Origin of the sequence: Celerinatantimonas marina, from assembly GCF_046054165.1 — a bacterium.
Classification (GTDB): domain Bacteria; phylum Pseudomonadota; class Gammaproteobacteria; order Enterobacterales; family Celerinatantimonadaceae; genus Celerinatantimonas.
Window position 1 is genome coordinate 53,922 of record NZ_JBFNXK010000018.1, and the last position, 26,914, is coordinate 80,835.

The 26,914-nt window shown below is 46.0% G+C and carries 28 protein-coding genes; 11 read left to right on the forward strand and 17 right to left on the reverse strand.

All coding sequences use genetic code 11. From position 1 onward, the window contains the following. Positions 1-9: 9 nt before the first annotated feature. From ABUE20_RS16585 to ABUE20_RS16605, 5 genes are all read right to left on the reverse strand, one after another. Complete coding sequence (locus tag ABUE20_RS16585) at positions 10-567, reverse strand: Maf family protein (protein WP_408621065.1); 558 nt, start codon at positions 565-567, stop codon at positions 10-12. 4 nt (positions 568-571) lie between these two features. Beyond that, complete coding sequence (gene mreD, locus ABUE20_RS16590) at positions 572-1,030, reverse strand: rod shape-determining protein MreD (RefSeq protein ID WP_408621111.1); 459 nt, start codon at positions 1,028-1,030, stop codon at positions 572-574. A gap of 20 nt (positions 1,031-1,050) precedes the next feature. After that, positions 1,051-1,914, reverse strand: a complete 864-nt coding sequence (mreC, locus tag ABUE20_RS16595) for a rod shape-determining protein MreC (RefSeq protein ID WP_408621066.1) — start codon at positions 1,912-1,914, stop codon at positions 1,051-1,053. Between the two features lie 33 nt (positions 1,915-1,947). Beyond that, positions 1,948-2,991, reverse strand: coding sequence for a rod shape-determining protein (locus ABUE20_RS16600; RefSeq protein WP_408621067.1), 1,044 nt, complete (start codon positions 2,989-2,991; stop codon positions 1,948-1,950). Positions 2,992-3,240: 249 nt separating this feature from the next. After that, positions 3,241-5,142, reverse strand: a complete 1,902-nt coding sequence (locus tag ABUE20_RS16605) for an EAL domain-containing protein (RefSeq protein WP_408621068.1) — start codon at positions 5,140-5,142, stop codon at positions 3,241-3,243. 206 nt (positions 5,143-5,348) lie between these two features. Between ABUE20_RS16605 and ABUE20_RS16610 the strand changes: the two genes are divergently transcribed. The 4 genes from ABUE20_RS16610 to ABUE20_RS16625 all read left to right on the forward strand — a co-directional run bounded on the left by ABUE20_RS16610 (position 5,349) and on the right by ABUE20_RS16625 (position 8,496). Beyond that, on the forward strand, positions 5,349-5,951 hold the full coding sequence (locus tag ABUE20_RS16610; protein WP_408621069.1) for a DNA-3-methyladenine glycosylase I: 603 nt from the start codon (positions 5,349-5,351) through the stop codon (positions 5,949-5,951). A 196-nt stretch (positions 5,952-6,147) separates the two neighbouring features. Further along, positions 6,148-6,768 carry a LysE family translocator gene (locus tag ABUE20_RS16615; RefSeq protein ID WP_408621070.1) on the forward strand — a complete coding sequence of 207 codons (621 nt, stop codon included), beginning with the start codon at positions 6,148-6,150 and terminating at the stop codon, positions 6,766-6,768. Between the two features lie 296 nt (positions 6,769-7,064). Further along, positions 7,065-7,625, forward strand: coding sequence for a YfaZ family outer membrane protein (locus tag ABUE20_RS16620; protein ID WP_408621071.1), 561 nt, complete (start codon positions 7,065-7,067; stop codon positions 7,623-7,625). Positions 7,626-7,764: 139 nt separating this feature from the next. Then, a complete protein-coding gene (locus tag ABUE20_RS16625) occupies positions 7,765-8,496 on the forward strand; it encodes a glutathione peroxidase (protein WP_408621072.1) in 732 nt (243 codons plus the stop codon). Here the strand turns inward: ABUE20_RS16625 and ABUE20_RS16630 are convergent. The 3 genes from ABUE20_RS16630 to ABUE20_RS16640 all read right to left on the reverse strand — a co-directional run bounded on the left by ABUE20_RS16630 (position 8,493) and on the right by ABUE20_RS16640 (position 9,969). Then, positions 8,493-8,861, reverse strand: coding sequence for a sirohydrochlorin chelatase (locus ABUE20_RS16630; protein WP_408621073.1), 369 nt, complete (start codon positions 8,859-8,861; stop codon positions 8,493-8,495). The two genes, ABUE20_RS16625 and ABUE20_RS16630, sit on opposite strands and share 4 nt — an antisense overlap. Before the next feature lie 78 nt (positions 8,862-8,939). Continuing rightward, entirely contained in the window at positions 8,940-9,212 is a 273-nt protein-coding gene (gene hupA, locus ABUE20_RS16635; RefSeq protein WP_408621074.1) for a nucleoid-associated protein HU-alpha, read from the reverse strand. Between the two features lie 169 nt (positions 9,213-9,381). After that, positions 9,382-9,969 (reverse strand): YjaG family protein, encoded by a 588-nt coding sequence (locus tag ABUE20_RS16640; RefSeq protein ID WP_408621075.1) that lies wholly within the window; start codon positions 9,967-9,969, stop codon positions 9,382-9,384. 175 nt (positions 9,970-10,144) lie between these two features. On the opposite strand from ABUE20_RS16640, the gene ABUE20_RS16645 reads away from it, so the two are divergent. Then, positions 10,145-11,086 carry a D-2-hydroxyacid dehydrogenase gene (locus ABUE20_RS16645; protein WP_408621076.1) on the forward strand — a complete coding sequence of 314 codons (942 nt, stop codon included), beginning with the start codon at positions 10,145-10,147 and terminating at the stop codon, positions 11,084-11,086. A 91-nt stretch (positions 11,087-11,177) separates the two neighbouring features. Here ABUE20_RS16645 and nfi read toward each other — a convergent pair whose 3' ends face one another. Next, positions 11,178-11,885, reverse strand: coding sequence for a deoxyribonuclease V (gene nfi / locus ABUE20_RS16650; RefSeq protein ID WP_408621077.1), 708 nt, complete (start codon positions 11,883-11,885; stop codon positions 11,178-11,180). A gap of 26 nt (positions 11,886-11,911) precedes the next feature. Continuing rightward, complete coding sequence (locus ABUE20_RS16655; protein ID WP_408621078.1) at positions 11,912-12,544, reverse strand: hypothetical protein; 633 nt, start codon at positions 12,542-12,544, stop codon at positions 11,912-11,914. A gap of 284 nt (positions 12,545-12,828) precedes the next feature. Here ABUE20_RS16655 and ABUE20_RS16660 point away from each other — a divergent pair, with 284 nt between their 5' ends. Beyond that, positions 12,829-13,665, forward strand: a complete 837-nt coding sequence (locus ABUE20_RS16660; RefSeq protein WP_408621079.1) for a 5'-nucleotidase, lipoprotein e(P4) family — start codon at positions 12,829-12,831, stop codon at positions 13,663-13,665. On the opposite strand, the gene ABUE20_RS16665 is transcribed toward ABUE20_RS16660, so the two are convergent. The 3 genes from ABUE20_RS16665 to nudC form a co-directional block, all read right to left on the reverse strand. Then, the gene (locus tag ABUE20_RS16665; RefSeq protein WP_408621080.1) at positions 13,662-14,447 is read right to left on the reverse strand and encodes a sulfite exporter TauE/SafE family protein; all 786 of its coding nucleotides are present in this window, start codon (positions 14,445-14,447) and stop codon (positions 13,662-13,664) included. The genes ABUE20_RS16660 and ABUE20_RS16665 overlap by 4 nt on opposite strands. A 55-nt stretch (positions 14,448-14,502) precedes the next feature. Next, the gene (hemE, locus tag ABUE20_RS16670; RefSeq protein WP_408621112.1) at positions 14,503-15,573 is read right to left on the reverse strand and encodes a uroporphyrinogen decarboxylase; all 1,071 of its coding nucleotides are present in this window, start codon (positions 15,571-15,573) and stop codon (positions 14,503-14,505) included. Between the two features lie 68 nt (positions 15,574-15,641). Continuing rightward, positions 15,642-16,490 carry an NAD(+) diphosphatase gene (gene nudC, locus ABUE20_RS16675; protein WP_408621081.1) on the reverse strand — a complete coding sequence of 283 codons (849 nt, stop codon included), beginning with the start codon at positions 16,488-16,490 and terminating at the stop codon, positions 15,642-15,644. Positions 16,491-16,620: 130 nt separating this feature from the next. Here nudC and rsd point away from each other — a divergent pair, with 130 nt between their 5' ends. After that, positions 16,621-17,094, forward strand: coding sequence for a sigma D regulator (gene rsd / locus ABUE20_RS16680; RefSeq protein WP_408621082.1), 474 nt, complete (start codon positions 16,621-16,623; stop codon positions 17,092-17,094). A gap of 90 nt (positions 17,095-17,184) precedes the next feature. On the opposite strand, the gene fkpA is transcribed toward rsd, so the two are convergent. After that, on the reverse strand, positions 17,185-17,937 hold the full coding sequence (gene fkpA, locus ABUE20_RS16685) for an FKBP-type peptidyl-prolyl cis-trans isomerase (RefSeq protein ID WP_408621083.1): 753 nt from the start codon (positions 17,935-17,937) through the stop codon (positions 17,185-17,187). Positions 17,938-18,230: 293 nt separating this feature from the next. Between fkpA and ABUE20_RS16690 the strand changes: the two genes are divergently transcribed. The 3 genes from ABUE20_RS16690 to ABUE20_RS16700 all read left to right on the forward strand — a co-directional run bounded on the left by ABUE20_RS16690 (position 18,231) and on the right by ABUE20_RS16700 (position 19,893). Then, complete coding sequence (locus ABUE20_RS16690) at positions 18,231-19,064, forward strand: WD40 repeat domain-containing protein (RefSeq protein WP_408621084.1); 834 nt, start codon at positions 18,231-18,233, stop codon at positions 19,062-19,064. An 11-nt stretch (positions 19,065-19,075) separates the two neighbouring features. After that, on the forward strand, positions 19,076-19,291 hold the full coding sequence (locus ABUE20_RS16695) for a SlyX family protein (RefSeq protein ID WP_408621085.1): 216 nt from the start codon (positions 19,076-19,078) through the stop codon (positions 19,289-19,291). 92 nt (positions 19,292-19,383) lie between these two features. Next, positions 19,384-19,893, forward strand: a complete 510-nt coding sequence (locus tag ABUE20_RS16700) for a GNAT family N-acetyltransferase (RefSeq protein ID WP_408621086.1) — start codon at positions 19,384-19,386, stop codon at positions 19,891-19,893. Here the strand turns inward: ABUE20_RS16700 and ABUE20_RS16705 are convergent. Then, the gene (locus ABUE20_RS16705; protein WP_408621087.1) at positions 19,890-20,081 is read right to left on the reverse strand and encodes a YheV family putative zinc ribbon protein; all 192 of its coding nucleotides are present in this window, start codon (positions 20,079-20,081) and stop codon (positions 19,890-19,892) included. The two genes, ABUE20_RS16700 and ABUE20_RS16705, sit on opposite strands and share 4 nt — an antisense overlap. A gap of 76 nt (positions 20,082-20,157) precedes the next feature. On the opposite strand from ABUE20_RS16705, the gene ABUE20_RS16710 reads away from it, so the two are divergent. Next, on the forward strand, positions 20,158-22,080 hold the full coding sequence (locus ABUE20_RS16710) for an ABC transporter ATP-binding protein (RefSeq protein ID WP_408621088.1): 1,923 nt from the start codon (positions 20,158-20,160) through the stop codon (positions 22,078-22,080). A 452-nt stretch (positions 22,081-22,532) separates the two neighbouring features. Here the strand turns inward: ABUE20_RS16710 and ABUE20_RS16715 are convergent, their stop codons facing one another. Both ABUE20_RS16715 and metH read right to left on the reverse strand, forming a co-directional pair. Beyond that, positions 22,533-23,117, reverse strand: coding sequence for an FMN-dependent NADH-azoreductase (locus ABUE20_RS16715; RefSeq protein ID WP_408621089.1), 585 nt, complete (start codon positions 23,115-23,117; stop codon positions 22,533-22,535). 97 nt (positions 23,118-23,214) lie between these two features. Continuing rightward, positions 23,215-26,823 (reverse strand): methionine synthase, encoded by a 3,609-nt coding sequence (metH, locus tag ABUE20_RS16720; RefSeq protein ID WP_408621113.1) that lies wholly within the window; start codon positions 26,821-26,823, stop codon positions 23,215-23,217. Positions 26,824-26,914 lie beyond the last annotated feature (91 nt).

A 26,914-nucleotide genomic window follows, 5' to 3' on the forward strand; every position in this document is an offset into this window, starting at 1 on the left:
CCGCGTGGCTTATAAAAACCGTTTCAGTAATGACTCACTCTCAACGAGCGGCAAGCCAACCACCGAGCTATAACTTCCATGAATTGATGTTATAAATTTACCACCAATCCCCTGAATCGCATAACTGCCAGCTTTATCAACCGGCTCCCCGCTGTTCCAGTAATCTTTCATTTCAGCAGTTGAAATCGTTCGCATTGTGACATCCGTCGTGACTAAACACTGCTGCTGAATTCCCCCGCAAACCACCGCAACAGCGGTCAGTACCTGATGGGTCTGTCCACTTAGCAAACTCAACATTCGGATACTGTCAACCTCATCTTTCGGTTTGCCTAAAATACTTCCACAATAGCTGATGGTCGTATCCGCACCTAAAACCGGTAATGATTCCGGAGCATTTTGCTGTCCGGCGATGGCTTTTTCCAAAGCCATCCGCTGCACATACGCGACCGCGTCTTCTTCGGGATGTACTGACTCATCGATCTGCCCGTTCACCTGACAAAACTGATAATCCAGTAGAGAAAGCAATTGAAACCGTCGAGGAGAGGCTGATGCCAAATAAAAATCCATCTAGTTACTCCAACTTGAAATAACAACGGATTTTTCGCAGCAACAGATAAATCCAGGGCCAGATCACCATGGTGGTCAATGCGGGATAAAAATATCCCGTCGGAAATTCAACCCCTTTCAGCACATATTCAATCCAAAACACAGCAGACTTGCAGATAACCACGAGCACACCCACCACAACCGCTTGCTGCCACAACGACAAATTACGCATGCGAACATAATTCACCACCGTCACATATGCAATCAACGATAAAGCCAAGGCTCGAACCCCTAGAGTCGAGCCTAGTAATAAATCGAGGAGTAACCCACAGATAAATGCAGTCCCGATGCTAAAACGATGGGGGAGCGCCATACACCAGTATATCAATACGGCAACCACCCAATCAGGACGAAAAGCCGCCACTTGCTCCGGAAGCGGTAATATTTGCAAAATCAGAGCAAAAATAAAACTGAGGATCCCCATCAAGAATCCAATCGAACGACTCACTTTGAATTCTCCTGTGGCGTGACCGTATGTGTCTGAGTATCCTGATCTGGCCATAACAACAACAGATAACGTAATCGGTCTAAATTCACGATCGGTTTAGCACTGATCGTGGCAAACGGTTTACCCTCCTGATAATCAAACTGGGTTACAACCGCGACCGGATACCCTTCAGGAAAACGCCCACCTAATCCGGAGGTTACCAGCTCATCTCCGATCTGAATATCCGTACTACGGGGAACATTCGGTACCTGCAGCCGGTCGACCTCACCATCCCCTTCAGCAATCGCCCGAATGTCATTTCTAACCACCCGAACCGGAATAGCACTAGAACTGTCACTAATTAAGAGCACCCGACTGCTATTTCGAGCCACATGCAGGATCAAGCCAACAATTCCCCGATCATTAATCACGGGTTGCCCTTCATAGACCCCATCCTGACTGCCTTTATTAATCACAACCTGCTGAGAAAACGGATCAGAATCAACGGCCAAAATCTCGGTGACCATCCGCCGACCGAAGTGGCGCACCGGCGAATCCAACAATGCCCGCAACTGAGCATTCTCTTTACGCAGGTGATCAAGGATCAACAACTGCGCCTGCTGCTCACGCAACCGCTGACGCAACTGCATATTTTCAGAAAGCAAGGCTCTAGAAGAAACCCATTGCTGAGAGACGGTATCCATTATTTCTCGAGGTAAATTCGCTGCAAACTGCAGCGGACTTACGATCGAAGCTAAATAAGGACGAACTTTGGCGAAATAAAGTAATTTCGTATCGGCAGAAATTAAAGCCACCGCAACAATAAATGCCAGTAATAACCGCAATTGTAACGATGGCCCTTTACCAAACATTGGCTTCATGGGGATTACACCTTCTCCGATTGAAGCCGGAGCTTATTCATACTGGAACAGATCACCACCATGCATATCGATCATTTCCAATGCCTTACCTCCGCCACGCGCGACACAGGTTAACGGATCATCAGCAATAACGACCGGAATTCCAGTTTCTTCCATCAACAGGCGATCCAGATCTTTAACCAAAGCGCCCCCTCCGGTCAAAACCATTCCTCGTTCTGAAATATCCGAAGCCAGCTCTGGTGGCGACTGTTCAAGCGCGACCATCACGGCACTGACAATACCTGAAAGCGGCTCTTGCAACGCTTCTAAGATCTCGTTGGAATTAAGAGTGAAACTCCGTGGAACCCCTTCGGCCAGGTTACGACCACGCACCTCGATCTCTTTAACTTCATCGCCTGGATAAGCCGAACCAATCACGTGTTTAATCCGCTCAGCTGTGGCTTCACCAATCAAACTTCCGTAATTGCGGCGAACATAGTTAATGATCGCATCGTCAAATTTATCCCCACCAATACGCACCGATGACGAATAAACAACTCCATTTAACGAAATGATAGCGACTTCAGTTGTTCCACCACCGATATCGACCACCATTGATCCGGTGGCTTCAGAGACCGGGAGTCCGGCACCAATCGCAGCAGCCATCGGTTCATCGATCAAATAAACTTCCCGGGCACCAGCCCCTAACGCAGATTCCCGAATGGCCCGGCGTTCAACCTGGGTTGATCCACATGGGACACACACCAAAACCCGCGGGCTAGGTCGCAAAAAGTTATTTTCATGAACCTGCTTAATAAAATACTGCAACATCTTTTCGGTGACATAAAAGTCGGCAATCACACCATCTTTCATCGGACGAATCGCAGATATGTTTCCCGGAGTTCGCCCCAGCATCTGTTTGGCTGCATGACCGACCGCCGCCACACTTTTGGGGCTTCCTGCGCGTTCCTGGCGAATAGCGACTACGGAAGGTTCATTGAGGACGATGCCCTGATCTTTTACATAAATAAGGGTGTTGGCCGTTCCCAAATCGATTGATAAATCATTAGAGAAAATGCCTCTTAGCTTTTTAAACATTGCTAGATAAAATCCTGAAACTGTTGGGAATGGAATATATATGAATGCGCATAACTTTACCAACGCTCAAAGCATAGGGCAAGCGCCACTTGACAACAATGGAAAGTGATGAACATTTCTGTTTAATCCCTTTGAAATGATTAGTTCCTATCTCAAGTCTACTCTATTATTAAAGCGGACAATCCCTAACAAGCAGTTAAAAAATAATACTTCTTCGACCGACCCGAAAATAAAAGGTTCCGGAACAGATCAAGAAGCCTGATAAGGTGCAGGCGCTGCAAACCAAAGCCCTTGTCCCGCACTCACGCCTAATCGCTGTAACACCCGCCAATCCTGAGCGGATTCAACCCCAACCGCGACCACTTTGGCTTTTCCTTCAGCACTGGCCAAAATACTACTAATCGCCAAACGATTAACCTGCCGCTGATATAATTCACGAACCAAGCTAGGATGTAATTTGACATATGCCGGCCGCAGGTCATTAATATATTGCGTATTAAGCACACTTTGTCCGGCCCGGTCAATGGCGATCAAAATGCCTTTATCCCGAAGAGCATTAATACGCGCTTGTTGTCGACTCCCTAAAAAAGCCACCTGCTGCTCTTTTAATTCAATAATTAGGCGACTGGCCTGACGTGGATTAGTTTCCATCGCCCAATAAACGAGTCGCCGAATCACCGCACGATCCTGCAATGTCGAGACATCCAGATTAATACTCACCGCCAGACGACTGGTTTCCAGGCGCTCTAAGGCTCGATCAATCGCCAGCAAGTCAAATTGACGCACCAAACCACAGCGTTCAACCCAAGGCCAAAATACCCCGGCCGTCAGCCACTGTTCACCATCGCGGATCCGGGCCAATAACTCGATCGCATAAGGTTTTCGATTACTGGCGACGATAGGTTGTTCAAAATAGGATACCCGTTGCTCCTTCAATGCCATCTCCAGCATCGTCCGCCAACGAACTGAGCCTTGTCCGACATAACTGGCTTTAAATTCCCGATCCGCAACCAGATACCAACAATTACCTCGTTGTTGCCGGGCGATCCGTAGTGCATCATCCACCTGATGGATGACATCTTCAGGAGCATCTCCGAACTGATAACCCGCAATCCCGATGACGAAACTATCATCGCCATTGAGACCTTCCGGTAATGGAATTTTTTCCAGTTGCCGCAATAATGTCGAAGCGATTTCTTCGGCTTGAGTCATCGTGACCTGAGGGACCAGCAATGCAAAACAATCACCATCAACTCGCCCCACCACAGCATCCGGATTCTTCCGCGCATAGTTATTCAGCAATTGCGCCCCTTGCTGCAACAACAAATCCCCCGCAGAACGAGAATGCAGATAATTAATATCATCCATAATCTTAAACTGGATCAGAAAAACAGCTCCAATATTGGCATCAATATCGAGCATCTCCGTCTCCAGACGATTACTAAAGTGGGTCAGATTCGCTAATCCGGTCAATTCATCCACGAACGCATTTTCCCGGATCATGCGGTCAAACCGAGCGCGATCCTGACGCGCATCCTCTAACTGGAGTAACAACTGACTAATCGCCCGGCTGGCACTGTGCGGCCATTCCCCAGAATAGGGCTTCACAGCCGTATCCAGATGTCCACCCAAAATTCGCCGTCCTCGCAGTTCCAGCCGTTCAGCTCCCTGAAAAGCTCGGCGTAACCACTGAATACTCACCCACAAACCAATCGCAACGGTAATTAACCCCAACAACATATAACTCATCGCATCAGGGGTATAACTCAGACGTGTGAAAGGCGGTTCCACCCATAAGGTAATCTCAAAATTAACATGAGATTTCAAGGGGTAATGATATTTGACCAAATGCTCAAAGTTATCGTGATGCCGAATATCCCGGAAAGTATAAACAGTTCCGCCCTGATTACTCAGATCCATCCGGATAATCTGCTGCGCTCTGAGCCAATTCGGCAGCCACTGAGAGAATTCCGGGGTATCGGGTTGAACATCCAACTGACTGTCCAACAACTGTACAATCGCCGCAATTTTATAGGCTTGTTGATCATAGCCTAATTTTCGAAATGTTAACGCTCCACCAGTACCGACCAGCCCTACAGCCGTGACGACACAGATCACAATAAATAAAATAAATTTATTTGATAACTTCAAAGCGTTATTCCTATATAGGCGATCAGATAAAGCGCTCAATCATCAACAAACAAGAGTGATAACGTAACATATTTTAAATAAAACCGGATTCGCTATTCTATGTCATATTCAACTATCTCGATATGATAAATAAATATTTCAGCGGTTCTAAAAACCATCCATAATAAATAACGAATATCATGTCCGGGAACTGCATAAGGAAGAATATGCCTCGCTGCCATTGGCCTGGAAACGATCCAGAATATATTGCCTATCATGATCATTGCTGGGGGATGCCTGTTTTTAATGATCAGGAATTATTTGCCAAACTTTGTTTGGATGGTCAACAAGCGGGCCTGTCGTGGTTAACCATTTTACGCAAACATACAGAATATGAACGCTTGTTTGCTAACTTTGATCCTTTCCAGATCATAACCTTTGATCAAGCTTACATCGACAGCCTGATGCATGAACCAGGGATCGTCCGTAACCGACTCAAAATCAATGCCATCCTTGAAAATGCCAAAGCGTACGTAGCACTGCAACAAGCGGGGATTTCATTTAGCGATTACCTGTGGGCATTTGTTGGGGGTGCCCCTATCGATCACCAGATCCAAGACGAACAGGATATTCCAACCTCCAATTCTATTTCAAAGGCGATGGCCAATAACCTGAAAAAGAAAGGTTTTAAATTCGTGGGAGAAACCATATGCTATGCCTTCATGCAGGCGGTAGGCATGTATAATGATCACCGGGTTGATTGCCCTGCCCACAAAAGATGTCAGCAGCGGTATCAACACCTATTTAATAATCTGTCAAATCATCGTTAAATTAACACAAGTGTTCCGATCCCGAGTTCGGTCTTTCGCAGCGGATCGGTTTGACTTTTATTAAAGAGTTCTATCACTCAATATATGATTTTAATCGGACATTGGGTGATCCTGTGAATTTTATGCCTGCAGAAACTACTGAAACTTTATTTAAATAACGCATTGAGCAACTGATCAAAAGATCCCAGGAATAACCGTGTCACCTCATTTAATTGCTGCATTTATAACCACATTTTTTTTCGTCTCGTTAACACCGGGTATGTGTATGACACTCGCCATTTCACTAGGAATGACGATTGGCGTTAAACGTACTTGCTGGATGATGGTAGGAGAACTGATTGGAGTTGGATTAGTCGCTATTGCCGCTGTTGTCGGTGTCGCCGCTATTCTCTTTCATTACCCACTACTTTTTCATATTTTAAAATATGCCGGTGGGGCTTATCTCATCTATCTAGGCTATAAATTATGGCGCGATAAATCCCGACTCACCCTAGAAACCGATACTTCAAACAATGCCTCCCATACACGTGTACAACTGGCGTTACAGGGATTCATCACGGCGGTTGCCAACCCTAAAGGGTGGGTCTTCATGATTTCTCTACTTCCACCTTTTATTGATCCCACACGCGCACTAGTCCCCCAGCTGAGTATCTTAGTCGGCATTATCTTAAGTACCGAATTCACCTGCTTAATGCTCTATGCCAGTGGCGGACAAACCCTACGTCAGCACCTCTCCAATTCGGGCCATATGAGCATTATGAATCGAATTTCAGGAAGTCTGATGGCCATGGTCGGACTATGGTTGATGATGGCTTAAATTCTGATCATAAATCCTCGAAATGGATCTCTATGAGCGCTTGCGTAAGTTGCGATAAAGAGTCTCCATCCCTCTCAGTCGAGATACGCTCAGGGATTTACTGACTGATAATGCAAATTTTGAATGTAAATTGTGAAGCATCATGTTGAATTCAAATGAGCTTTCACTCATGATTCGTCTATACTCAGTCAGTATAATAAGACTAAAAGCAACATCAATGATATTACTGCGGTATTACGCCCGCTAGAGTGTCACCCAATTGATGCGAGCCATTAATTAACCAGAGAGAATAAACTATGCGTAAACTTCCCCTTACGGCGTGTCTCTTAGGGACCTTATTCGGTAGTACTGCTTTGGCTGCCGAAAATGGACACACCAGCAACAGCGTTGGAATGCAGGCAACGAACGGCTCTGTAAATGCCAGTATCAGCACTTCACCAGCTCCCGGGTTTAACTTTTTTGCCAATGGCCAATACTCGGATAAAAAAGGGACCCTCGGACAGGCTGGAGGTGAGTTTATCCAAGAGAATGGCAATTCATCCTTCGGATTGGGGGTAAAAGCGGTCATGATCCGGGCTCAGGATCGAGAAGATGGTGGGGTGTTAGCCATTGGTGGTCACTACGACTATCAAATCAATGACCGACTATCGACCGGTGCGGAATTCTATTATTCACCGGATATGCTGTCTTTCCATCATGTCGATAAGTATTTGCAGTACGGTGCAAAAGTTGGCTATGGCGTCGTGGATAATGTCATCATGACGGCAGGTTGGCGACATACTGAATTCGGTTATAGTAACGAGGATACACTCGATTACGAAAATAACTTCTACGTCGGTTCTGAATACCGCTTTTAATCCTACGATCATTGGGGACGTCTCTCCAATGATCGCTATTCATTATTTCTACCAATCAAATATATATACACAATCAATTTTATTAACAAGTTGAGTTGCGGCATAGTAGTTATCAATGACTCATACACAAGGAATCATCATGTTAGAAAGTCGAGAAGGTCAACAAGTCCCATCGGTCACATTCCATGCACGCCGTAATGATGAATGGCAAGAAATCAGTAGCGATGCTTTATTTAAAGGTAAAAATGTCGTTCTTTTCGCATTGCCAGGTGCTTTTACACCGACATGTTCTTCCGCACATTTACCTCGCTACAATGAACTGGCTCCCATCTTTAAACAAAATGGGATCGATGACATCATCTGCCTTAGCGTTAACGATACATTCGTCATGAACGCATGGCTAGCCGATCAAGAAGCTGAAAATATTACTGTCGTTCCAGACGGTAATGGTGAATTCACTGCCGGCATGAATATGCTAGTCGATAAGAATGAATTAGGATTCGGCAAACGTTCATGGCGTTATTCCATGCTGGTTCGCGACGGTGTAATTGAAAAAATGTTTATTGAACCGAATAAACCAGGCGACCCATTTGAAGTTTCCGATGCCGATACCATGTTGGAATACATCAATAAAGATGCCAAAAAACCGGATTCTGTCAGTTTGATCACCAAACCAGGTTGCCCATTCTGCGCTCGAGCCAAAAAAGCACTCCGAGAACGCCAAATCCGTTTTGAAGAAATCGTTCTGGGGAAAGATGCCACAACCGTCAGTCTAAAAGCCATTAGCGGCGCGACAACCGTGCCACAGGTCTTCATTAACGGTCAACACATTGGTGGCAGTGACGAATTACTTTCCTTTCTGGAAGCCTAGTTCAGAGACTGCTCAATCAATGTAATCAATCCGGGTTGTTGCCCTAAGTGTGGCAACAACAAAAAACGGCAGTTCGGATAGGTTCGATTTGCCTCAGCGACTAGTTGGGGCAAATCGATTTCGACATGTGTCCCTGCAGCCAAAAAATAAGGGAACAATACCATTTCAGTCATGCCCTCTGTGACCAACTGCTCAAGTTTTTCAGTCACCGATGGAGATACACATTCTAAAAATGCCCCTTCTATCCGCTCAAATTGGCGTTGCAATGATGAATGCTGCAACTGCTTGACCACCGCCAGCACTTCCTGATTAGAGGCCTGTCGCCGACTGCCATGAGCAATAAATAAAAATGCTTTTTTTGACATTGAATTGGCTAGTGAAAGAAATGGGCAGAAACACTGCCCATTAAATTTATTGGAAAAAACCGAATAATTGATAAATAATTATTTAACGGCTTCTTTTAATGCTTTACCCGCAACAAATGCAGGAACATTAGCTGCAGCAATCTGGATTTCTGCACCAGTTTGAGGGTTACGACCGGTACGTGCGGCACGATGATTTACTTTGAAAGTCCCAAAACCGATCAGCTGAACCTGATCACCACCTTTGAGCGTCTCAGTAATAGATTCTAGAGTAGTTTCCAACGCTGCTTTAGCTTGTGCTTTAGAAAGATCCGCTTTTTCTGCAATAGCGTCAATCAGTTCAGTTTTATTCATAGATAAGTAATCCTTTGTGATTATTTTCGATTAGCCGAAAATACTTTAAGAGAAAAAAAAACGCTTAGCAAAGATTTTTTCACCCAAGAAGCTAGATTTGACGCACTTTCGAGATAAGAATCATAAAAATCATTCGTCTGCTCAGTGCCTCAAGACTAGTTCTTAAGAGTTAATCATCCTGCAACGATATTCCTAAATTACTAATATTTTGGTTCCATACAATCGGTCTTACCTCTTTGATAAATACAGGATTTTGTTTGTATTCACAGGCTAGCTGATAACAGTACTCCTGAAAGGCTAATTCATCCTGTACCAAAGGTTGCTGAACCAATTGCGCTTCACTGAGCGTATCAGCGAATTGCATTTCCAAAAAATAGATGACACTTCCCATTGAGATCTGACTCACCTGAGCCGCTTCATCGCCATCTGCCGATAGTATGCCATTGAACAACACCTCTATCGAGACACAACAATCAATTGCAGGATAAACCCCGAAAATATCAAAATCACGTTCATCGGGTATATACGATTGAAAATTTTCCTGCTGAATCGCAAAATTAATACGCGCTTTAGGCTGTCCGAGATATTCCCAAACCAGCTCTAAATACTTTTGTATCCCCTGCCCCGATGCAAACCCGGTACTTTCAGCAAATAACTGAAAATTAGGCATCATCCGTTGCGTCAGACAAGCCCCGAAAAAAAGCTGGGAATGGCGATCCAACAGAGCCAGTTGCTTGATAAACGAAGCTGATATCATCAAGTATCCTTGGCAATATAAAGGCGCAATTGTAAAAGAAAGTGACTAAAACACCAGAAATATTCCGAGTAAATCGGCCGAATTTCCTGTTTATCTGATGATTATAGACAGGACAGCCTAAAATTTATTCATTTTATCAGGCAAAATAATATCTGAATGTCTATTATGGGGAAATATGATGTCGGCAAGCATACTCTTTATCGGAACCGATCTGGTACATCTATATGAAATTGTGCAGCAACGATGGACTCAAGTTCGCTGTTTTCATTACGCGACTGCTGATATGCCAGAGCCGGATGCCTTACAGTCCAAAGTATTAATCGCATCCCCCTCAGATAGTCAGCAACTGATAAAACAAATGCCAAATCTCGGATGGGTGCAATCCATTTTTGCCGGCGTGGATCTGCTGTTATCCGCAGATCTTCCGAAAAATTACTGCCTGACCAATATTAAAGGGATCTTCGGCCCTCTAATGGCTGAATATGTCTTCAGTTATATTTTAGCCTGGCAACGCCATCATCACGACTATCGACAAGCACAGCATCAAAAACGTTGGCAACCTCAATCTTATCGACCCATCCGACATATGCAGCTACTCAGTTTGGGCGGTGGAGGAACGGCTCAGGGGATCGCCCGAATCGCTCAACAATTTGGAATGCAAACATTCGCACTCACGCGTTCAGGTGAAAAAATGCCTTTTTTTAATACAACCCGAACCTGGGATTCAGGACAGGAATTATTAAGTCAGGCGCAGATCATCGTCAATACCCTACCCGCGACACCGGCCACCTATCATTGCGTGAATGAATCATTACTCGCACAATTTCCCAAGCAGGGCTTATTTATCAATGTGGGACGAGGTTCAACCGTCGATGAACCAGCATTACTGCGGTTTTTAGAACGAACGCCAAAGATGCAAGTGGTACTGGATGTGTTTGAACAAGAACCCTTAACGCCGGAGCACCCGTTTTGGGAACATCCTCAGGTCACTATCACACCACATGTAGCCGCGCCAAGCCTCATGGAAGACATTGAAGAGCAGATCCTAGATAACATCAGCCGCTATCTGAACCAGCAGCCGCTCAAAAATATTATCGACTTTTCAATTGGATATTAGGGTTCACTTAACTCATTAAGCGTCACAGACCACGCGGTGTTCAAAATGGATTTAATTTGAACAAAATTCAACCACGAAAGGTCAACAGCCCCTAGGAGCTATTAATCACTCCCTTGACAAACTGGGCGCTGATCTGGGCTTGATTACGGCGAGCCGAGGCCAGAATATCCGCATAACGGGTCGGTTTAGGGAGCCGGTAGCCATCCAGACAATAACAGCTCCAATAAAGGCTTTGTTCCAGACTGATGCGGTGTCCCGGAGAAATATACAGCGGATTACAACGGGCTTTAGTTCGGATAACCCAGCCAATCTGTCGCTGCTGAGCAGTCAAAGGCTGGGCCTGCAGTAGCGATGCTGTTAATGGTGGATGCTGGCCAAACAATCTGGATTTGGCCACCCCAATACTCGAACAATTCAGTTCTAATCCAAGTTGTGCGGCATTACCAAAACCCCGAGGATGAGCAATGCCCTGTCCATCCACCAGTAATAAATCAGGTTTCACGGGTAAAGATCGCCAGGCTTGCACTAATGCAGGAACCTCACGAAAAGCCAATAGTCCGGGAATATAAGGCATCTGATTATCACACACCGCGATCACGGCGACATAAGGCGCCAAACTTTGCGCATCAAACACACAAATCGCAGCCCGAACCTGTTTTCCCTGATTAATCAATCCAATATCCGCACCACCAATCCACTGCGGTTTAACATCTGATGGGGAATGATCGAGTAATAGTGATTGCTGATGTTGCCATTGTTTCGCCTCTGCAACCGAGAAAGGCCACTGCCATTGGTTCATCCAGACCTTACCTCTGAACGATTAAATTAACTTCCTGATGTTAAAACTAAACGCAGCGGAAATGGAAACATTTCCGTATCCAGTTCCAAAGGAGGCTCTGCTAACACGAAGTCAATCCCGTTATCGAGCAAGCGTTGGATCATCTCACTATCCCACTGAGAATGAGCCGCGTCCTGTTGATAATCGAAATAGATCGCATCCACCAGTAATAGCTCCGGCAGTTGCATCAATATGGGTAATAACGGTGACTCTAGCCAGATCTGAAATTGACATTGATGTAATTTATAGGCCGACTGATTAAAAAGTTCCTTCGAAATGGAGGTCGGTAATTGATGGATTAACAAGACAATGTTTCGCCATGAAAAACGCAATTTTAGCAGCCGATCCAACAACTCCGTCATTAACGAACCATTACACATCTGAGCAGCATCAATCGGCAATAATAACAAACCATCGCTATTTCCATGCTGCAAGTGACCAACAGCCGCTTCAACCTGCGTCAACAATCCCGGATCATTGTCCGAATTTTCTATAAACGGTGCCTGAATTCCAATGAATCCATCATCTTGAGACCGGAATAACGGACGATAATGACTCTTATCCATATCGCTGGGGTTTAGCGTGACCTGACACGCCCCACTGCCTGTTCTTTCATTCATGCCGATAGCATATGAATTCTTCCAGTTGACAACAATTGGGGAAAATCACTATATAGTTCCCCCATCACAGCGCAAAATCATGCCTCTTTTTCAACCCGCTTAAAACTGGCACACTAGAATTAAGGGCTGAGGGGTATCTGAGCTTGATTTATTCAACGTTAGACCTTGTTTGTAGCAACGTCTGCCTTGCCTAAATCACGCTCAAATGACGACCCAAACAATGACGCTCCCTCGACGACCCGAATAATTTTTGTCAAATGACTAACCAAATAAGAAGGATAACCATGTTAAAAAGACTGGGGGTTACACTAGGGCTGGCACTTTTACTGGGCGGATGTGCCGATTCATCCATGATATCTTCCCAGCAAACACCTTCGATACCGACCAAACAGGTTTCTGATCACGATTTGAATCAACAACAGCTCTCAGGATTATTATGGATGCAACGAGCTGCTGAATATCGGGCATTATGTTATCAGGCCTTCAATATTGCCCACGAACGAGTCAATCAAGCCCTGAATCAGGATCATGACAAACCCTTGGCCGTGATTGTCGATATCGACGAAACGGTTTTGAATAACACACCTTATCAGGCCTGGTTGCTCGATCAGGATCATGGGTTCTCAAACCAAAGCTGGCATCGTTGGGTTAAAAGTGCCCAAGCCACCGCGATCCCAGGCGCATTAGGATTTCTGAACTACGTCAGTGAAAACGGCATCCAAGTTTTTTATATTACCAACCGACAGGATTCGGAAAAACAACCGACACTGACTAACCTGAAACAATTAGGATTTCCAAATGCGGATGCCTCCCACTTACTGATGCGGACCACCACCAGCAACAAGGGCGCACGTCGTTATTCGGTGCATCGCCAATTTGATATTGCGGTTTACCTTGGCGATAATCTGGCCGATTTTTCATCCCAGTTCGGCGGAAAAACAACCGAACAACGAAACGATCTGACCACTCAGAACCAAAGCCAGTGGGGAGCACAATTCATTATATTGCCTAACCCCATCTATGGGGGTTGGGAGAGTGCTCTGATCCATTACAATGGCAAAGCCAGTACTGCGGAAAAAGATCGGCTTCGCCGTCAGGCGCTACTGCCGTGGCATCCTTAAAATAAAAAAATCTTAGCCGCAATCAGTAATAACATCACGGCAAATAGCCGTTTCAGTAAGAGCTGGGGCCAACGGTGAGCCAAACGAGCGCCAATTCGAGCACACCAGGCGCTCGTCACGACGATTCCCAGCCAAGCTGGTAAATAGATATACCCTAAGCTCCATTCGGGTAATTGAGCCGACTGTTGACATCCCATAACGGCATAGGTCAGCGTTCCGGTCAACGCAATAGGTAATCCACAAGCGGCTGAAATTCCAGCTGCTTTTTTCATCGGTTGACCACAATAATTCAGAAAGGGTACCGAGACACTACCGCCGCCAACCCCAAACAATGCCGATTTAAAACCAATGAAACCACCGACTAACGAGGTCACCCAAAATTTGGGCATGGAACGTGAGGACACACAGTTATGACTCAATAACATTTTGAGGGCGATTAAAACCAGGTAGATCCCAAATAGATTTTCCAATAGTTGTCCATTTAGACCATGCGCCAGCACACTCCCCAATAAAGCCCCTAGTACGATTCCGGTACTCATTTGGCGTACGATGCGCCAGTCAATGCCATCTTGACGATAATGGCCATAGGTCGAATTTGCGGCAGTAACAATAATTGTAGCCAGTGAAGTTCCCATGGCCATATGCACCGACAATGCCGCGGGGAAATGCAACAGATGAAAGGTAAACACCAGGACCGGAACAATCACCAACCCGCCCCCGATACCAAACAATCCAGAGAGTAATCCGGCTAACGCACCTAACCCCAAATAGAGCAGTAACATGACATACCTTTTCGAAAAATAGCCATTATCAGACTAACAAGCCTACATCTCACCATTATGACAATGCATGATAAGGCTGACTCAAGCGATGAACAGCATTCACAAAAGCAGCAACATGCTCAGGAGGAACATCCTGATGGATCCCATGCCCCAGATTAAAGACATGCCCAGCTTCTGAACCATATTGAGCCAAGATCCGAGCGACTTCCTGTTCAATCACATCGACAGGAGCATATAACACGCTCGGATCCATATTCCCCTGCAAAGCCACCTGATGACCAACTCGGGCCCGAGCATCCCCTAATTCACAGGTCCAATCAATGCCAACCGCATCACAACCACTTTGGGCGATCCACTCCAGCCACTGACTGCTATTTTTGCTAAACAGTGTCACAGGGACTCGACGTCCCCGAGCGGAATGCGTCAGACCTTCAACAATTTGCTGCATATAATCCAAAGAGAAAGCGCGATAGCAATCTGAGCTCAATACGCCCCCCCAGGTATCAAAAATCATAATAGACTGAGCCCCGGCGGCAATTTGCGCATTCAGATAATCGGTGACCGCAACCGCCAACTTATTCAACAATAAATGCAGGCTCTGAGGCTCTCGATACATCATACTTTTAATTATGGCGAACTGCTTGGTCGGTCCCCCTTCGACCATATAGGTTGCCAGTGTCCACGGACTTCCGGCAAAACCAATCAAAGGAACCGCACCATCCAATTCATGTGATATGGTCGTCACCGCATCGATGACATATTTCAAATCGGTCAGCGGATCGGGAATGACGAGTTGCTCAATCTGCCGGCGTTCCTGTATTGGGGTTTTAAAACGAGGACCTTCCCCCTGGACAAAATGAAGTCCTAATCCCATCGCATCCGGGATTGTTAAAATATCTGAAAATAAAATGGCAGCATCCAACTCAAAACGACGTAACGGTTGGAGAGTCGCCTCACAAGCCAGATCAGGATCACGACACAAACTCATAAAATCGCCCACCTGTTGTCGCAAAGCTCGATATTCGGGAAGATAGCGCCCGGCTTGCCGCATCATCCATACTGGTGTGCGATCAACTTTCTGTCGAAGCAGTGCCCGTAAATAGCGATCATTTTTAAGTTCAGTCATGGCAATTGAGATCCTGGCGATAATGTCGGCAGCATTGTAATGTGCTTTGGTCTGAAACCCAACCTCTGTCATTCGATCCGCGGTGAGTGGTACTCCTGACGGATCTCATCACAAAGTTGATCGATCAACCTTCGAGCAATCGTGCCAGTTGCAGCCAATGGCGGCAGTTGGTCAATCTCAAACCAGTTAGCTTCCTTAAGCTCACTACGCTGGATCCGAATCGCACCATCTGCATAATCCGCTAAATAGGCCACCATCATCGAATGTGGAAACGGCCAAGGCTGGCTACCGACATAGCGCAGCTTATCCACTTTTAATCCCACTTCTTCTTGTACTTCACGCAACACACACTGTTCTAAGGTTTCACCGCCTTCCACAAATCCGGCAATTACGGTATAAATCGGTGTTGAACGCTGCGTATGCCGGTTATGCTGAGCCAATAAAATTTGAGATCCCTTACGGATACCGACAATAATACTAGGGGATAATCGAGGATAGGCTCTGAATCCACAACTCGGACACTGCATGGCCAATTCCCAGTCAACCTGCTGCATCGGTTGACCACATTGACCACAAAATCGATGGGTTTTTAAAAATAACTGCCGTTGCATCGCCTTGCCCGCCAGATTAAAAAAATCGCTGTTCAGCTCATTGAGCAAACTATACAGCGACACCCACTCTCCTAATCCAATATCGATAGGCTCATCAAATGCCAGCGAATAACAAGGCTCGCCCTGATAATCACACAAATATTCCGCTTGAACCAACACCGATTCATCAACCGGCATTTCATCCATCTGACCAAATGGAATATGAGAGCCCTGAGGCACGCACAATAACTGTTGTTGACAAGTGAAAAACCACCAGCCAGCCAAGTCGGGCCGAAAATGATTCTGCAAAGGATTTGAAAGTGACATAGCTCTCCTTATTGTATCGGAGTAGTAAAAATCGACCCACAGAACCTTGATCTATTTTCGATGTTAAACCAGAGTTAAAAGGTGGGTTGAAACCATCTTGTTCACCGACAGAGATTGCCGGAGGTAAATTATGCTCACACGTGTAACTCAAGCTCAGGAGCTTTGGGGCGGAGCTGATAAAAATATAGATGCCTGGCTTAACGCCCGAAAACGGTTGCTGGTTGAATATTGCCAATTGGTTGGCCATAAAAAACAGTACAAACCCAGCGCTCCGTTACCCGATATTGAAGCCATTGGTCATTTTTGTAACCATCTGGTCGATTATGTATCCACAGGGCACTTCGGTATCTTTGATCAAATCATCGAAAATTGCCAAGACTACCAACGAGTCCATCATTGTATTAGCCGTCTATCACCAACAACCGATGATATTCTAGATTTTTATGACCAATTTAGTGCCTTGGATGAACAGGTCTCATTGGATCATTTTGATCGGGCTTTAGGCAAGCTGGGCGAAACTTTAGAAGCACGTTTTAATATTGAGGATAAATTACTCAAAGCGTTATATCAGCACTCTATCGATGAACCACTGGTGGCGATCTAACCCACATCGACAAGCCTTACGAACCGGTTCATCACCATAAACGATAAAAAGGTCCAAAATGGACCTTTTTATTATTTTCAAACCCGAAGATTATTCGGCGGCTGGTTTATCAGCTGTTTGATCTTTGATGCTTAACAATTCAACATCAAAAATCAATGTTGAATTCGCCGGAATCGAACCCGCTCCGGTATCGCCATAAGCCAATTTAGATGGAATAAACAACCGATATTTACCACCAACGTGCATCAGCTGAACCCCTTCGCTCCAACCAGAGATCACCCGATTCAATGGGAATGTCGCAGGTTGTCCTCGATCATATGAACTATCAAACTGTTTGCCGTTAATTAAAGTACCTTTGTAATTCACGGTCACTGTATCAGTTAATTTAGGCTGAGGACCATCGCCTTCTTTCAAGACTTGATACTGTAAGCCAGATGCAGTGGTCACCACCCCTTCTTTTTTGGCGTTTTCCGCTAAGAATTTTTCACCATCAGCTTTAGCCTGAGCCGCATCTTTAGTCGCTTTTTCTTTAGCCAACGTCGACATCTGTTTATCTAAGCTTTGTAAAACAGTTTTCATTTCATCATTGGACAGTTGTGATTTATCCGCCAATCCTTCACGCATCCCCGCCAGCACAAAGTCACGATCCAATTTTAAGCCCAGAGATTCCTGTTGCTTCAAGGTGCTGTTAACATAGCCTGAAATTGAAGCCCCAATTGCATAAGCCTGTTTTTGGGCATCTGTCTTCAATTCGACTTTTGACGCAGCGTTACTCTGCTGCTGGCAGGCACTCAAAGCCAATACCGATACAGCAATCAGAGATACTGCAAAATATTTTTTCATTCCAACTCCTCCAGAACCTAGTTTTAAAACACGGTGATTTCATCTAGGCTTAGCTTAGCATTGTAAATTTACATTTTTCTAAATAGGCGGCTTATACTAACGTCTATCGGAACGTCTAGAAAGTAATAGGAAGCGAATTCATTCATAAATTTTTACAAATTGAGCGTTATATAGCGTGTCTGATCGTTTTAGTCACCCTGCTGAGTGGCTGCCAACCTCAAACCAACGCCAGCAAAACGCTCCGGCTGGATGCCAATCAAACTTTTGCAGCAACTCTATCAGATGATGGAGGGATGGCGTTATTGTCTACAGCGGATCAACAAATGGTGCTCTGGCAGCTCACACCACAGGTCCGAGCCCGGTTTCGCTGGCAACAACAATCCAATAACGACGTTTTTATCGTGAAATTTGCACCACAGCATCGTTATGCAATTTCCGCGTCTAGGCATGACTTTGCCATCTGGTCGACTCAAAGTGGTGAATCACAAGGATACTGGCAAGTCGGACAATCCGTGATCAGAGATATCGCACTTTCGGCCAATGGAGAACAGGTCATTATTGGTCTGGAAAATAGCAAAGTTATTATCGTCAATGTCGTCACCGGACGACGATTGGAATTCTTAGGTCATTCAGAGGCGATTAATCAAGTTCGTTTATCCGCCAATGGTCGTTATGCATTCACCGCTGGGAATGACCATCAGGCGCTGCTCTGGGATACACAATCGGCTCAAATCATCCAGCGTTTTACTTTCAACTCCCGAATTACCCAACTCGCACTCGATCCAGAGGGACACTTAGCCTTTGTCGCCGACAGCCAGAATAAAGCCTATCTTTATGCGATCCCTTCGGGTCGTCCCATCAGTCATTTAGCCATCCACGTCCGGCAGAAAATTTTTAGCTCTGCCCGATTCGTCCATCATGGCCAATGGCTGCTGACAGGATCACCGAACCGTCAATTACAATTATGGGATGTTCGTTCCGGACAACTGATGCAAGAATGGAAAGTGGGGGTAAATACTCGCTATCGCCCAGCGAGTGCTGTTGTATATGATGCCGTAATCGATGACAATAACCGGATCATCAGTGCCAGTTCCAGTGGACTGGTCGAATATTGGACCATCAAATAGGCGAGCGTTTTATGCCCTCGAAATTAGAGCAACGCATTGAACAATTAGAAATGCAGATTGCGTTTCAAGACGATACGATCGAACAGTTAAACCAAGCATTGACCGATCAACAATGGCAACTGGATAAAATGACCCGACAGCTTCAACTTCTGGGCGATAAATTCAAAGAATTTCAACCTAGCCCAATCGCCTCGCAAGCCGAAGAAACGCCTCCGCCTCACTATTAATCGGCCTGGCAAAAACCACGGCCGTAATGATTTGCGGTCAATGCCGATTATGCTAGCATGCTGGCTAACCTCTGCTAAAAAAGTCCGGCTATATGCAGTTTTCTGATTACACGGTGCGTCAGGCACAATTTTCTGATTTAGAAGCGATCGTTGCAATTTATAACAGTACCGTTGCCTCTCGGCAGGTAACGGCCGATCTGGAACCGGTCACCGTTGAAGCTCGAATCCCCTGGTTTAATGAACATGAACATGCCGGACGACCCGTTTATGTTGTCCTCGACACACAGGGACAAGTCCAAGGGTGGTTTAGTTTCAGCGCTTTTTATGGTCGTGATGCTTACCGAGCCACCTGTGAAATCAGTATTTATCTGGCTCCGGAATGTCGAGGAAAAGGCTGGGGAACTCGCTTATTAACTGATGCGGAAGCCATTGCCCAAACCTTACAGATCAACGTATTACTCGCGGTTATTTTCAGCCATAATATACCGAGTATCCGGCTATTTCAGAAATGCAACTATCAACATTGGGGAGAACTCCCAAAGATCGCGGAAATGGAGCAACAACTGTACAGTGTGACACTGATGGGAAAACGCATCGACTAAAGCTTAAAGGTTTGAATAACCGATCCGGGTGCAGCAATCTGGGGCACGGGATCTTTGGCTAAATCGGCTTTAAACCCGCAACTCACACATTCAATGATCGGATGCTGCTGATGATCTAAGGTCATTTTGAGCGAATCCAATTCATGACACTGCGGACACTCGGCTCCAGCAATAAATCGATGCTTCATTATTATCTCTCCAGTTTCGACACTTCAGGCTATTTTAAGTTATGATGCCGCCATTATGGGATTGCCAACCTAGATTATGATCACAGCACAACAAATTACACTCCAACGAGGCACCAAAGTCTTACTCGACCAGACATCCATGGTCATCCATCCCGGACAATCCGTTGGATTAGTCGGCAAAAACGGTTGTGGCAAATCGACGCTTTTCGCACTGCTGAAAGGCGAACTGACAGTTGATGCCGGTGAACTCTCGGTCCCTGCCAATTGGCAGATTGCCAGTGTCTCGCAACAAACACCGGCGATGCAATGTTCAGCGCTCGATTATGTCATTGATGGCGATAAAGAATATCGCCAAATCAGCCACGAGCTGGAACTAGCACAGCAACAAGATGACGGTATTGCCATTGCCCGATTACATGGTCAGTTGGATGCCATTGGCGGCTATCAAATTGAAGCACGTGCAGCGACCCTGCTCGCAGGCCTTGGCTTTAGTGATAGTGAGCAGCAACACCCGGTAGCAAGTTTCTCCGGCGGTTGGCGAATGCGCCTCAACTTAGCACAGGCCCTGATCTGCCGCAGTGATCTACTGCTGCTCGACGAACCGACCAACCACTTAGACCTCAACACCGTGGTCTGGCTGGAACAATGGCTAAAACGCTATCCGGGCACGCTGGTGATCATCTCCCATGACCGCGATTTTCTCGACGCCAGTGTCCGTAAAATCATTCAGATCGAAAATACCAAGTTGAATGAATATACCGGTAACTACAGTGATTTCGAGCGCCAGCGTAGCGAAAAGCTCGCCCAGCAACAATCACTACACGAGAAACAGCAACGCGAGCGCGATCACCTGCAAAAATATATCGACCGTTTCCGCTATAAAGCCTCAAAAGCCAAACAGGCCCAAAGCCGAATCAAAGCGTTAGAAAAAATGGAGTTAATCGGCCCGGCGCATGTCGACTCGCAGTTTAATTTCGAATTTCAGCAACCGGATGCCCTGCCACAACCACTGCTGACCATGGAAAAAGTCAGTGCCGGTTATGGTGAGACCACCATTTTGCAGGAGATCAAATTCAATCTGGTCCCCGGCAGTCGAATTGGTTTGTTAGGACGCAACGGTGCCGGTAAATCGACCTTTATTAAACTGCTCAGTGGCGATTTAGCCCCTCAGGCCGGCGTACTGGAGGTCAATCCGGGGGCTCAGATTGGCTACTTTGCCCAACACCAGCTCGAAACACTGCGCGAAGATGAATCGCCGCTGCAACACATGCAGCGACTAGCACCACAAGAACCAGAACAGTCGCTGCGCAATTATCTGGGAAGTTTCGGCTTTCAGAATGACCAAGCGCTATCACTGGTCAAACCATTCAGTGGCGGGGAAAAAGCCCGTTTAGTGTTAGCGCTACTGGTCTGGCAACGGCCGAACCTGTTACTACTAGACGAACCCACCAACCATTTAGATCTTGAAATGCGTCATGCGCTCACCATGGCACTCCAGAGTTTTGAAGGGGCGATGGTTTTGGTCTCACATGACCGAGCACTGCTCCGGGCGAGCTGTGATGATTTCTATCTGGTGGACGGTGGACAGGTTCAAACCTTTGATGGAGATTTGGAACAATATCAACAATGGCTGATTGACGCCCAAAGGACCGCAAAAAAACCAGAAACCCTGAGTGCGTCCGATAGCACCCTCTCCAGAAAAGAACAAAAACGCCTCGAAGCTGAATTTCGTCGAAAAACACAGCCTATTCGAAAATTACTCGATAAACTGGAAAAACAGACCGAAAACCTGCAAAACCAACTCAACGAAATTGAACAGCAGATGAGTGATCCATTGCTGTATGAAGCAAGCCAAAAAAAACAACTGGCTGACCTCATACAGAAACAAACCTCGCTAAAAGCAGCCTTAGAAGAAAGTGAAGAGCAATGGTTAGCGCAAGAAGAACAGCTTGATACACTACAAAAAGAATGGAATAACGAAAACAATTCTTATTTATAAGATGATTAAGTCCTAAAAAAGCATAATTTACCCCATATGGATGAGTTAATTTAACAATAAACTCATTAATATGAAGTGGCTTGTTACTATCTTTTGCTTGTACTTGCTTTGACAGCGCCCGGTGATTTCACCGGGTTTCTTTTATGCTTTCCCCATCACCAAAATTTTAACGTAGATTTAAAAAGAACCCCGCTTTCAACGCATTAATCCATATTTAACCGTATATTCCAGATCCATAGCGTTTTTTTGAATAAAAAGCTCATTTTGATAGTATTCCAATACACAAGCTTCCGTTTGTCATCGATAAAACAGCCCAATCAACATAAAATAGACCACTTCCAAAGCTGATGACCGTTATCTATGCAGACACGAAGGATCACAACAGATACAAAAAACCCTCATAGAATGAGGGTCTTAGGCAACGCCATAGGAAAATCGTGACGGAGCAACGGTTACAATGTATATGCTGCCAATTGGGCTTTAGCCTGTTCTAACTGAGGAGCAGCCACTTCATCCCCCATAGCCAAACCTTCCGCATAAACAAACTCAACGTCAGTCATCCCTAAGAAGCCCAACAAAGTTTTCAGATACGGTGTCATATGATCAGTGCCACCATTTTTGTGCAAGCCACCACGCGATGAAACGACCAGTACTTTTGTATTGTCGATAAGACCAACCGGACCCGTTTCTGTATAACGGAAGGTCACACCAGCACGCGCAATTAAATCAATCCAGGTTTTTAACTGAGTGGGGATGCCAAAATTATACATTGGAGCCGCCATCACAATCAGATCTGCTTCTTTTGCTTCTTTAATTAACTGATCCGATAATGCCAACACGTCTTGCTGACGAGCATTTAATTCGCCATTTCCACTCAATGCACCGATCAATTCACCATCCAAAACTGGAATCGGCGTCACCGCCAAATCACGAATAGTCAGCTCTGCATCCAACCCTTGAGTAAATTCATCTATCAATTTTGAAGACTGCGAGTAATCTCCTAGAATGCTCGACTTTAAAACCAATACCTTTTTCATAACCATTCTCTCCTAACTTGTTGAAAACAAGATTAACACTTCTAAATAATCGAATATATTTAATAATATTGACTTCAGTGTTCGATTTTTTAGAACGTCAGAGATTAGGTGCTAACCACCGCTCAGCTTCTTCCAGCGACATACCCGCTCGCCGTGCATAATCTTCCAGTTGATCAGACTGAATTTTAGCAACCGTAAAATAGCGAGCCTCGGGATGACTAAAATACCAACCTGAAACCGAAGCTCCTGGCCACATGGCATAACTTTCAGTCAACTTCATACCGATACGTTCTTCGACCTCTAATAATTCCCAGATCAGTTTTTTCTCGGTATGTTCAGGGCAAGCAGGATAGCCCGGAGCGGGACGGATCCCTTGATAGTGTTCCCGAATCAATTCGTCATTACTCAGGGCCTCATCCGGACTATAGCCCCAGATTTCCCGGCGTACCCGCTCATGCAGATATTCAGCAAAGGCTTCAGCTAAACGATCGGCGACCGCTTTAACCATGATCGCATTGTAATCATCACCCTGATCCTTATAACTATCAGCCCATTCATCTTCACCAAAACCTCCAGTAACAGCAAACGCGCCGATATAATCTTCCACCCCACTCGCTTTCGGAGCGATAAAATCAGCCAGTGAATAGTTAGCACCTTTCGGTTTTTCAGTCTGCTGGCGTAGTTGATGACTCACGCCTAATCGCTGTTGCCGAGAAGAGTCACTGTAAATTTCAATGTCATCATCCACTCGATTAGCCGCAAAAATCCCGATCACGCCACGGACCTGCATCAGGGATTCATGTTCTAACCGGTCCAACATCGCATTGGCATCATCGAATAATGAGCGAGCCTGCTCACCGACCACCTGATCGTCTAAAATACGCGGATATTTTCCGGCTAATGACCAGGTCATAAAAAATGGCGTCCAATCGATATATTTTCGCAAGGTTTGAATAGATACGTCAGTGATCGTCTGAACCCCTAATTGTCGAGGCGCCGTAGGCTGATACGTTGTCCAATCCGTTTTAAAACCATTCTCCCGCGCCCGAGCCAAGCTCACCGGCGCACTGCGAGGTCGTTTGCGGGCGTGCTGTTCCCGCACAATCTCATACTCTTCTTTCAGACGAGCCACAAACGCGGGTTTATTTGTTTTTGAAAGCAGGCTCTGGCAGATCCCCACGGCTCGTGAAGCATTTGAAACATACACCACCGGATGTGAATAATTTTGCTCGATTTTCACCGCAGTGTGCGCTTTCGACGTCGTGGCGCCACCGATAAGCAGAGGGAGATCCAGACCATGACGTTCCATCTCTTTAGCCACATGCACCATTTCGTCCAATGACGGTGTAATCAGCCCGGATAAACCGATCATATCGGCTTTTTGCTCTTTGGCGACCTGCAGGATTTTGTCGCAAGGAACCATCACTCCCAGATCGATCACTTCAAAGTTGTTACACTGCAACACCACACCGACGATATTCTTGCCGATATCATGAACGTCCCCTTTCACCGTCGCCATCACAATCTTGCCGTTGGATTGCTGATCCTCATTTTTTTCGGCTTCAATAAAAGGGTTTAAGTAAGCGACAGCTCGTTTCATTACCCGCGCCGATTTCACGACCTGCGGCAAGAACATCTTGCCAGCGCCAAACAGATCCCCCACCACATTCATGCCGTCCATCAACGGACCTTCAATGACATGTAGAGGGCGCTCCGCTTCTTGGCGAGCCGCTTCGGTATCCTCTTCAATAAATTCAGTGATTCCCTTGACCAGTGCATGCTCAAGGCGTTTGGTAACGGGCCACGAGCGCCATTCCTGCTCACGTGGATCCGCTTCTTTGGCGCTGCCATCGCCCCGATATTTTTCAGCGATTTCTAAGAGCTCATCAGTTGCCCCCGGATGTTTGTTCAGGATCACCGCTTCAACTTTATCCCGCAGCTCAGTTGGGATATCTTCATAAATCGCTAATTGTCCGGCATTCACAATTCCCATATCCATGCCATTGGCAATCGCATAATAAAGAAATACCGCATGGATCGCTTCCCGGACCGGATTGTTCCCACGGAATGAGAACGAAACGTTAGAAACCCCACCGGAAATTTTCGCATAGGGGAGCCGAGCTTTGATTTCTTTCACGGCTTCGATGAAATCGACCGCATAATTATTATGTTCATCAATACCGGTGGCTACGGCAAAAATATTCGGATCGAAAATAATATCTTCGGGGGGAAATCCAACTTCATTCACCAAAATATCGTAACTGCGCTGGCAAATTTCAACCTTGCGAACTTTGGTATCGGCTTGTCCGGTCTCATCGAATGCCATCACAATAACGGCGGCACCATAACGACGGAGGAGCCGGGCCTGATGAACAAACTTTTCTTCCCCTTCTTTGAGGGAAATTGAGTTGACAATCGGCTTACCCTGAACACATTTAAGACCCGCTTCGAGGATCTCCCATTTTGAGGAGTCAATCATCACCGGAACCTTAGCGATCTCCGGCTCAGAAGCGATCAAATTCAGAAAACGCACCATCGCCTGCTCAGAATCGAGCATCCCTTCATCCATATTGATATCGATGATCTGGGCCCCGTTCTCCACTTGCAACGCGGCTATTTCTAACGCTTTATCGTAGTCTTCAGCTACAATTAGCCGTTTAAAAATAGCAGAGCCGGTCACGTTATTGCGTTCACCAACATTCACAAACAACGAATCAGCACCAATATTAAGTGCTTCTAAACCGCAGAGACGACACTCTTTAGGCAAATCGGGTAAAGCTCTCGGAGCCACGCCCTCGACCGCTTTGGCCATCGCCGCAATATGCTCCGGAGTTGTCCCACAACAGCCGCCTACCAAGTTGAGTAGCCCGGAACGAGCCCACTCTCCGATCTCGGCGGCCATATCTTCAGGCCCCAAATCATATTCACCAAAAGCATTCGGTAATCCGGCATTGGGATGAGCGGACACATAGGTATCGCTGATCCGGGATAGCTCAGCGACATATTGGCGCAGCTCATCAGGTCCTAGCGCACAGTTCAGCCCCATTGACAGTGGCTGAGCATGGCGTAAGGCATTATAAAACGCTTCAGTGGTCTGTCCCGATAAGGTTCGCCCCGAGGCATCGGTAATCGTGCCGGAGATCATGATCGGTAGCTCGATATTCAATTCATCGAATACTGTTTCAACTGCAAATACGGCCGCTTTTGCATTTAGGGTGTCGAAAATCGTTTCAATTAAAATAAGATCGGCACCGCCTTCAATTAAGGCTCGAGTTGATTCACAGTACGCACTTACCAGTTCATCAAAATGGATATTACGAAAACCGGGATCATTTACATCTGGGGAGATCGATGCTGTCCGGTTCGTCGGACCTAAAACCCCGGCCACAAACCGGGGTTGATCAGGGGTTAAGCGTGTCTGCTCATCCGCGACCCGCCGCGCTAATCTGGCCGCTTCACGGTTAATCTCAGCCGACAATGACTCCATTTGATAATCAGCCATCGCGATAGGCGTCGCGTTAAACGTATTCGTTTCCAGAATATCCGCTCCGGCGGCTAAATATTGGCGATGAATATCGGCGATGATGTCAGGCTGGGTCAGCACTAAAAGATCATTATTACCTTTTAAGTCGCAGGGCCAGTCGGCATATAACGCCCCCCGGTAATCGGCTTCATCCAGTTTGTAGGACTGGATCATGGTTCCCATCCCACCATCAATTAGCAAAATGCGTTGAGCAAGCTGTTTTTGGAGTTGTTCCAACGTATCTGTCACAATTTATCCTTTCACTATGGCGTCA

Bases quoted from the DNA above. Each gene is read 5' to 3' on its own strand.
- ABUE20_RS16585 (WP_408621065.1), bottom strand. From the start codon at position 567: ATGGATTTTTATTTGGCATCAGCCTCTCCTCGACGGTTTCAATTGCTT.
- mreD (WP_408621111.1), bottom strand. From the start codon at position 1,030: ATGGGGATCCTCAGTTTTATTTTTGCTCTGATTTTGCAAATATTACCG.
- mreC (WP_408621066.1), bottom strand. From the start codon at position 1,914: ATGAAGCCAATGTTTGGTAAAGGGCCATCGTTACAATTGCGGTTATTA.
- ABUE20_RS16600 (WP_408621067.1), bottom strand. From the start codon at position 2,991: ATGTTTAAAAAGCTAAGAGGCATTTTCTCTAATGATTTATCAATCGAT.
- ABUE20_RS16610 (WP_408621069.1), top strand. From the start codon at position 5,349: ATGCCTCGCTGCCATTGGCCTGGAAACGATCCAGAATATATTGCCTAT.
- ABUE20_RS16620 (WP_408621071.1), top strand. From the start codon at position 7,065: ATGCGTAAACTTCCCCTTACGGCGTGTCTCTTAGGGACCTTATTCGGT.
- ABUE20_RS16625 (WP_408621072.1), top strand. From the start codon at position 7,765: ATGTTAGAAAGTCGAGAAGGTCAACAAGTCCCATCGGTCACATTCCAT.
- ABUE20_RS16630 (WP_408621073.1), bottom strand. From the start codon at position 8,861: ATGTCAAAAAAAGCATTTTTATTTATTGCTCATGGCAGTCGGCGACAG.
- hupA (WP_408621074.1), bottom strand. From the start codon at position 9,212: ATGAATAAAACTGAACTGATTGACGCTATTGCAGAAAAAGCGGATCTT.
- ABUE20_RS16640 (WP_408621075.1), bottom strand. From the start codon at position 9,969: ATGATATCAGCTTCGTTTATCAAGCAACTGGCTCTGTTGGATCGCCAT.
- ABUE20_RS16645 (WP_408621076.1), top strand. From the start codon at position 10,145: ATGATGTCGGCAAGCATACTCTTTATCGGAACCGATCTGGTACATCTA.
- nfi (WP_408621077.1), bottom strand. From the start codon at position 11,885: ATGAACCAATGGCAGTGGCCTTTCTCGGTTGCAGAGGCGAAACAATGG.
- ABUE20_RS16655 (WP_408621078.1), bottom strand. From the start codon at position 12,544: ATGAATGAAAGAACAGGCAGTGGGGCGTGTCAGGTCACGCTAAACCCC.
- ABUE20_RS16660 (WP_408621079.1), top strand. From the start codon at position 12,829: ATGTTAAAAAGACTGGGGGTTACACTAGGGCTGGCACTTTTACTGGGC.
- ABUE20_RS16665 (WP_408621080.1), bottom strand. From the start codon at position 14,447: ATGTTACTGCTCTATTTGGGGTTAGGTGCGTTAGCCGGATTACTCTCT.
- hemE (WP_408621112.1), bottom strand. From the start codon at position 15,573: ATGACTGAACTTAAAAATGATCGCTATTTACGGGCACTGCTTCGACAG.
- nudC (WP_408621081.1), bottom strand. From the start codon at position 16,490: ATGTCACTTTCAAATCCTTTGCAGAATCATTTTCGGCCCGACTTGGCT.
- rsd (WP_408621082.1), top strand. From the start codon at position 16,621: ATGCTCACACGTGTAACTCAAGCTCAGGAGCTTTGGGGCGGAGCTGAT.
- fkpA (WP_408621083.1), bottom strand. From the start codon at position 17,937: ATGAAAAAATATTTTGCAGTATCTCTGATTGCTGTATCGGTATTGGCT.
- ABUE20_RS16690 (WP_408621084.1), top strand. From the start codon at position 18,231: ATGGCGTTATTGTCTACAGCGGATCAACAAATGGTGCTCTGGCAGCTC.
- ABUE20_RS16695 (WP_408621085.1), top strand. From the start codon at position 19,076: ATGCCCTCGAAATTAGAGCAACGCATTGAACAATTAGAAATGCAGATT.
- ABUE20_RS16700 (WP_408621086.1), top strand. From the start codon at position 19,384: ATGCAGTTTTCTGATTACACGGTGCGTCAGGCACAATTTTCTGATTTA.
- ABUE20_RS16705 (WP_408621087.1), bottom strand. From the start codon at position 20,081: ATGAAGCATCGATTTATTGCTGGAGCCGAGTGTCCGCAGTGTCATGAA.
- ABUE20_RS16710 (WP_408621088.1), top strand. From the start codon at position 20,158: ATGATCACAGCACAACAAATTACACTCCAACGAGGCACCAAAGTCTTA.
- ABUE20_RS16715 (WP_408621089.1), bottom strand. From the start codon at position 23,117: ATGAAAAAGGTATTGGTTTTAAAGTCGAGCATTCTAGGAGATTACTCG.
- metH (WP_408621113.1), bottom strand. From the start codon at position 26,823: ATGGGAACCATGATCCAGTCCTACAAACTGGATGAAGCCGATTACCGG.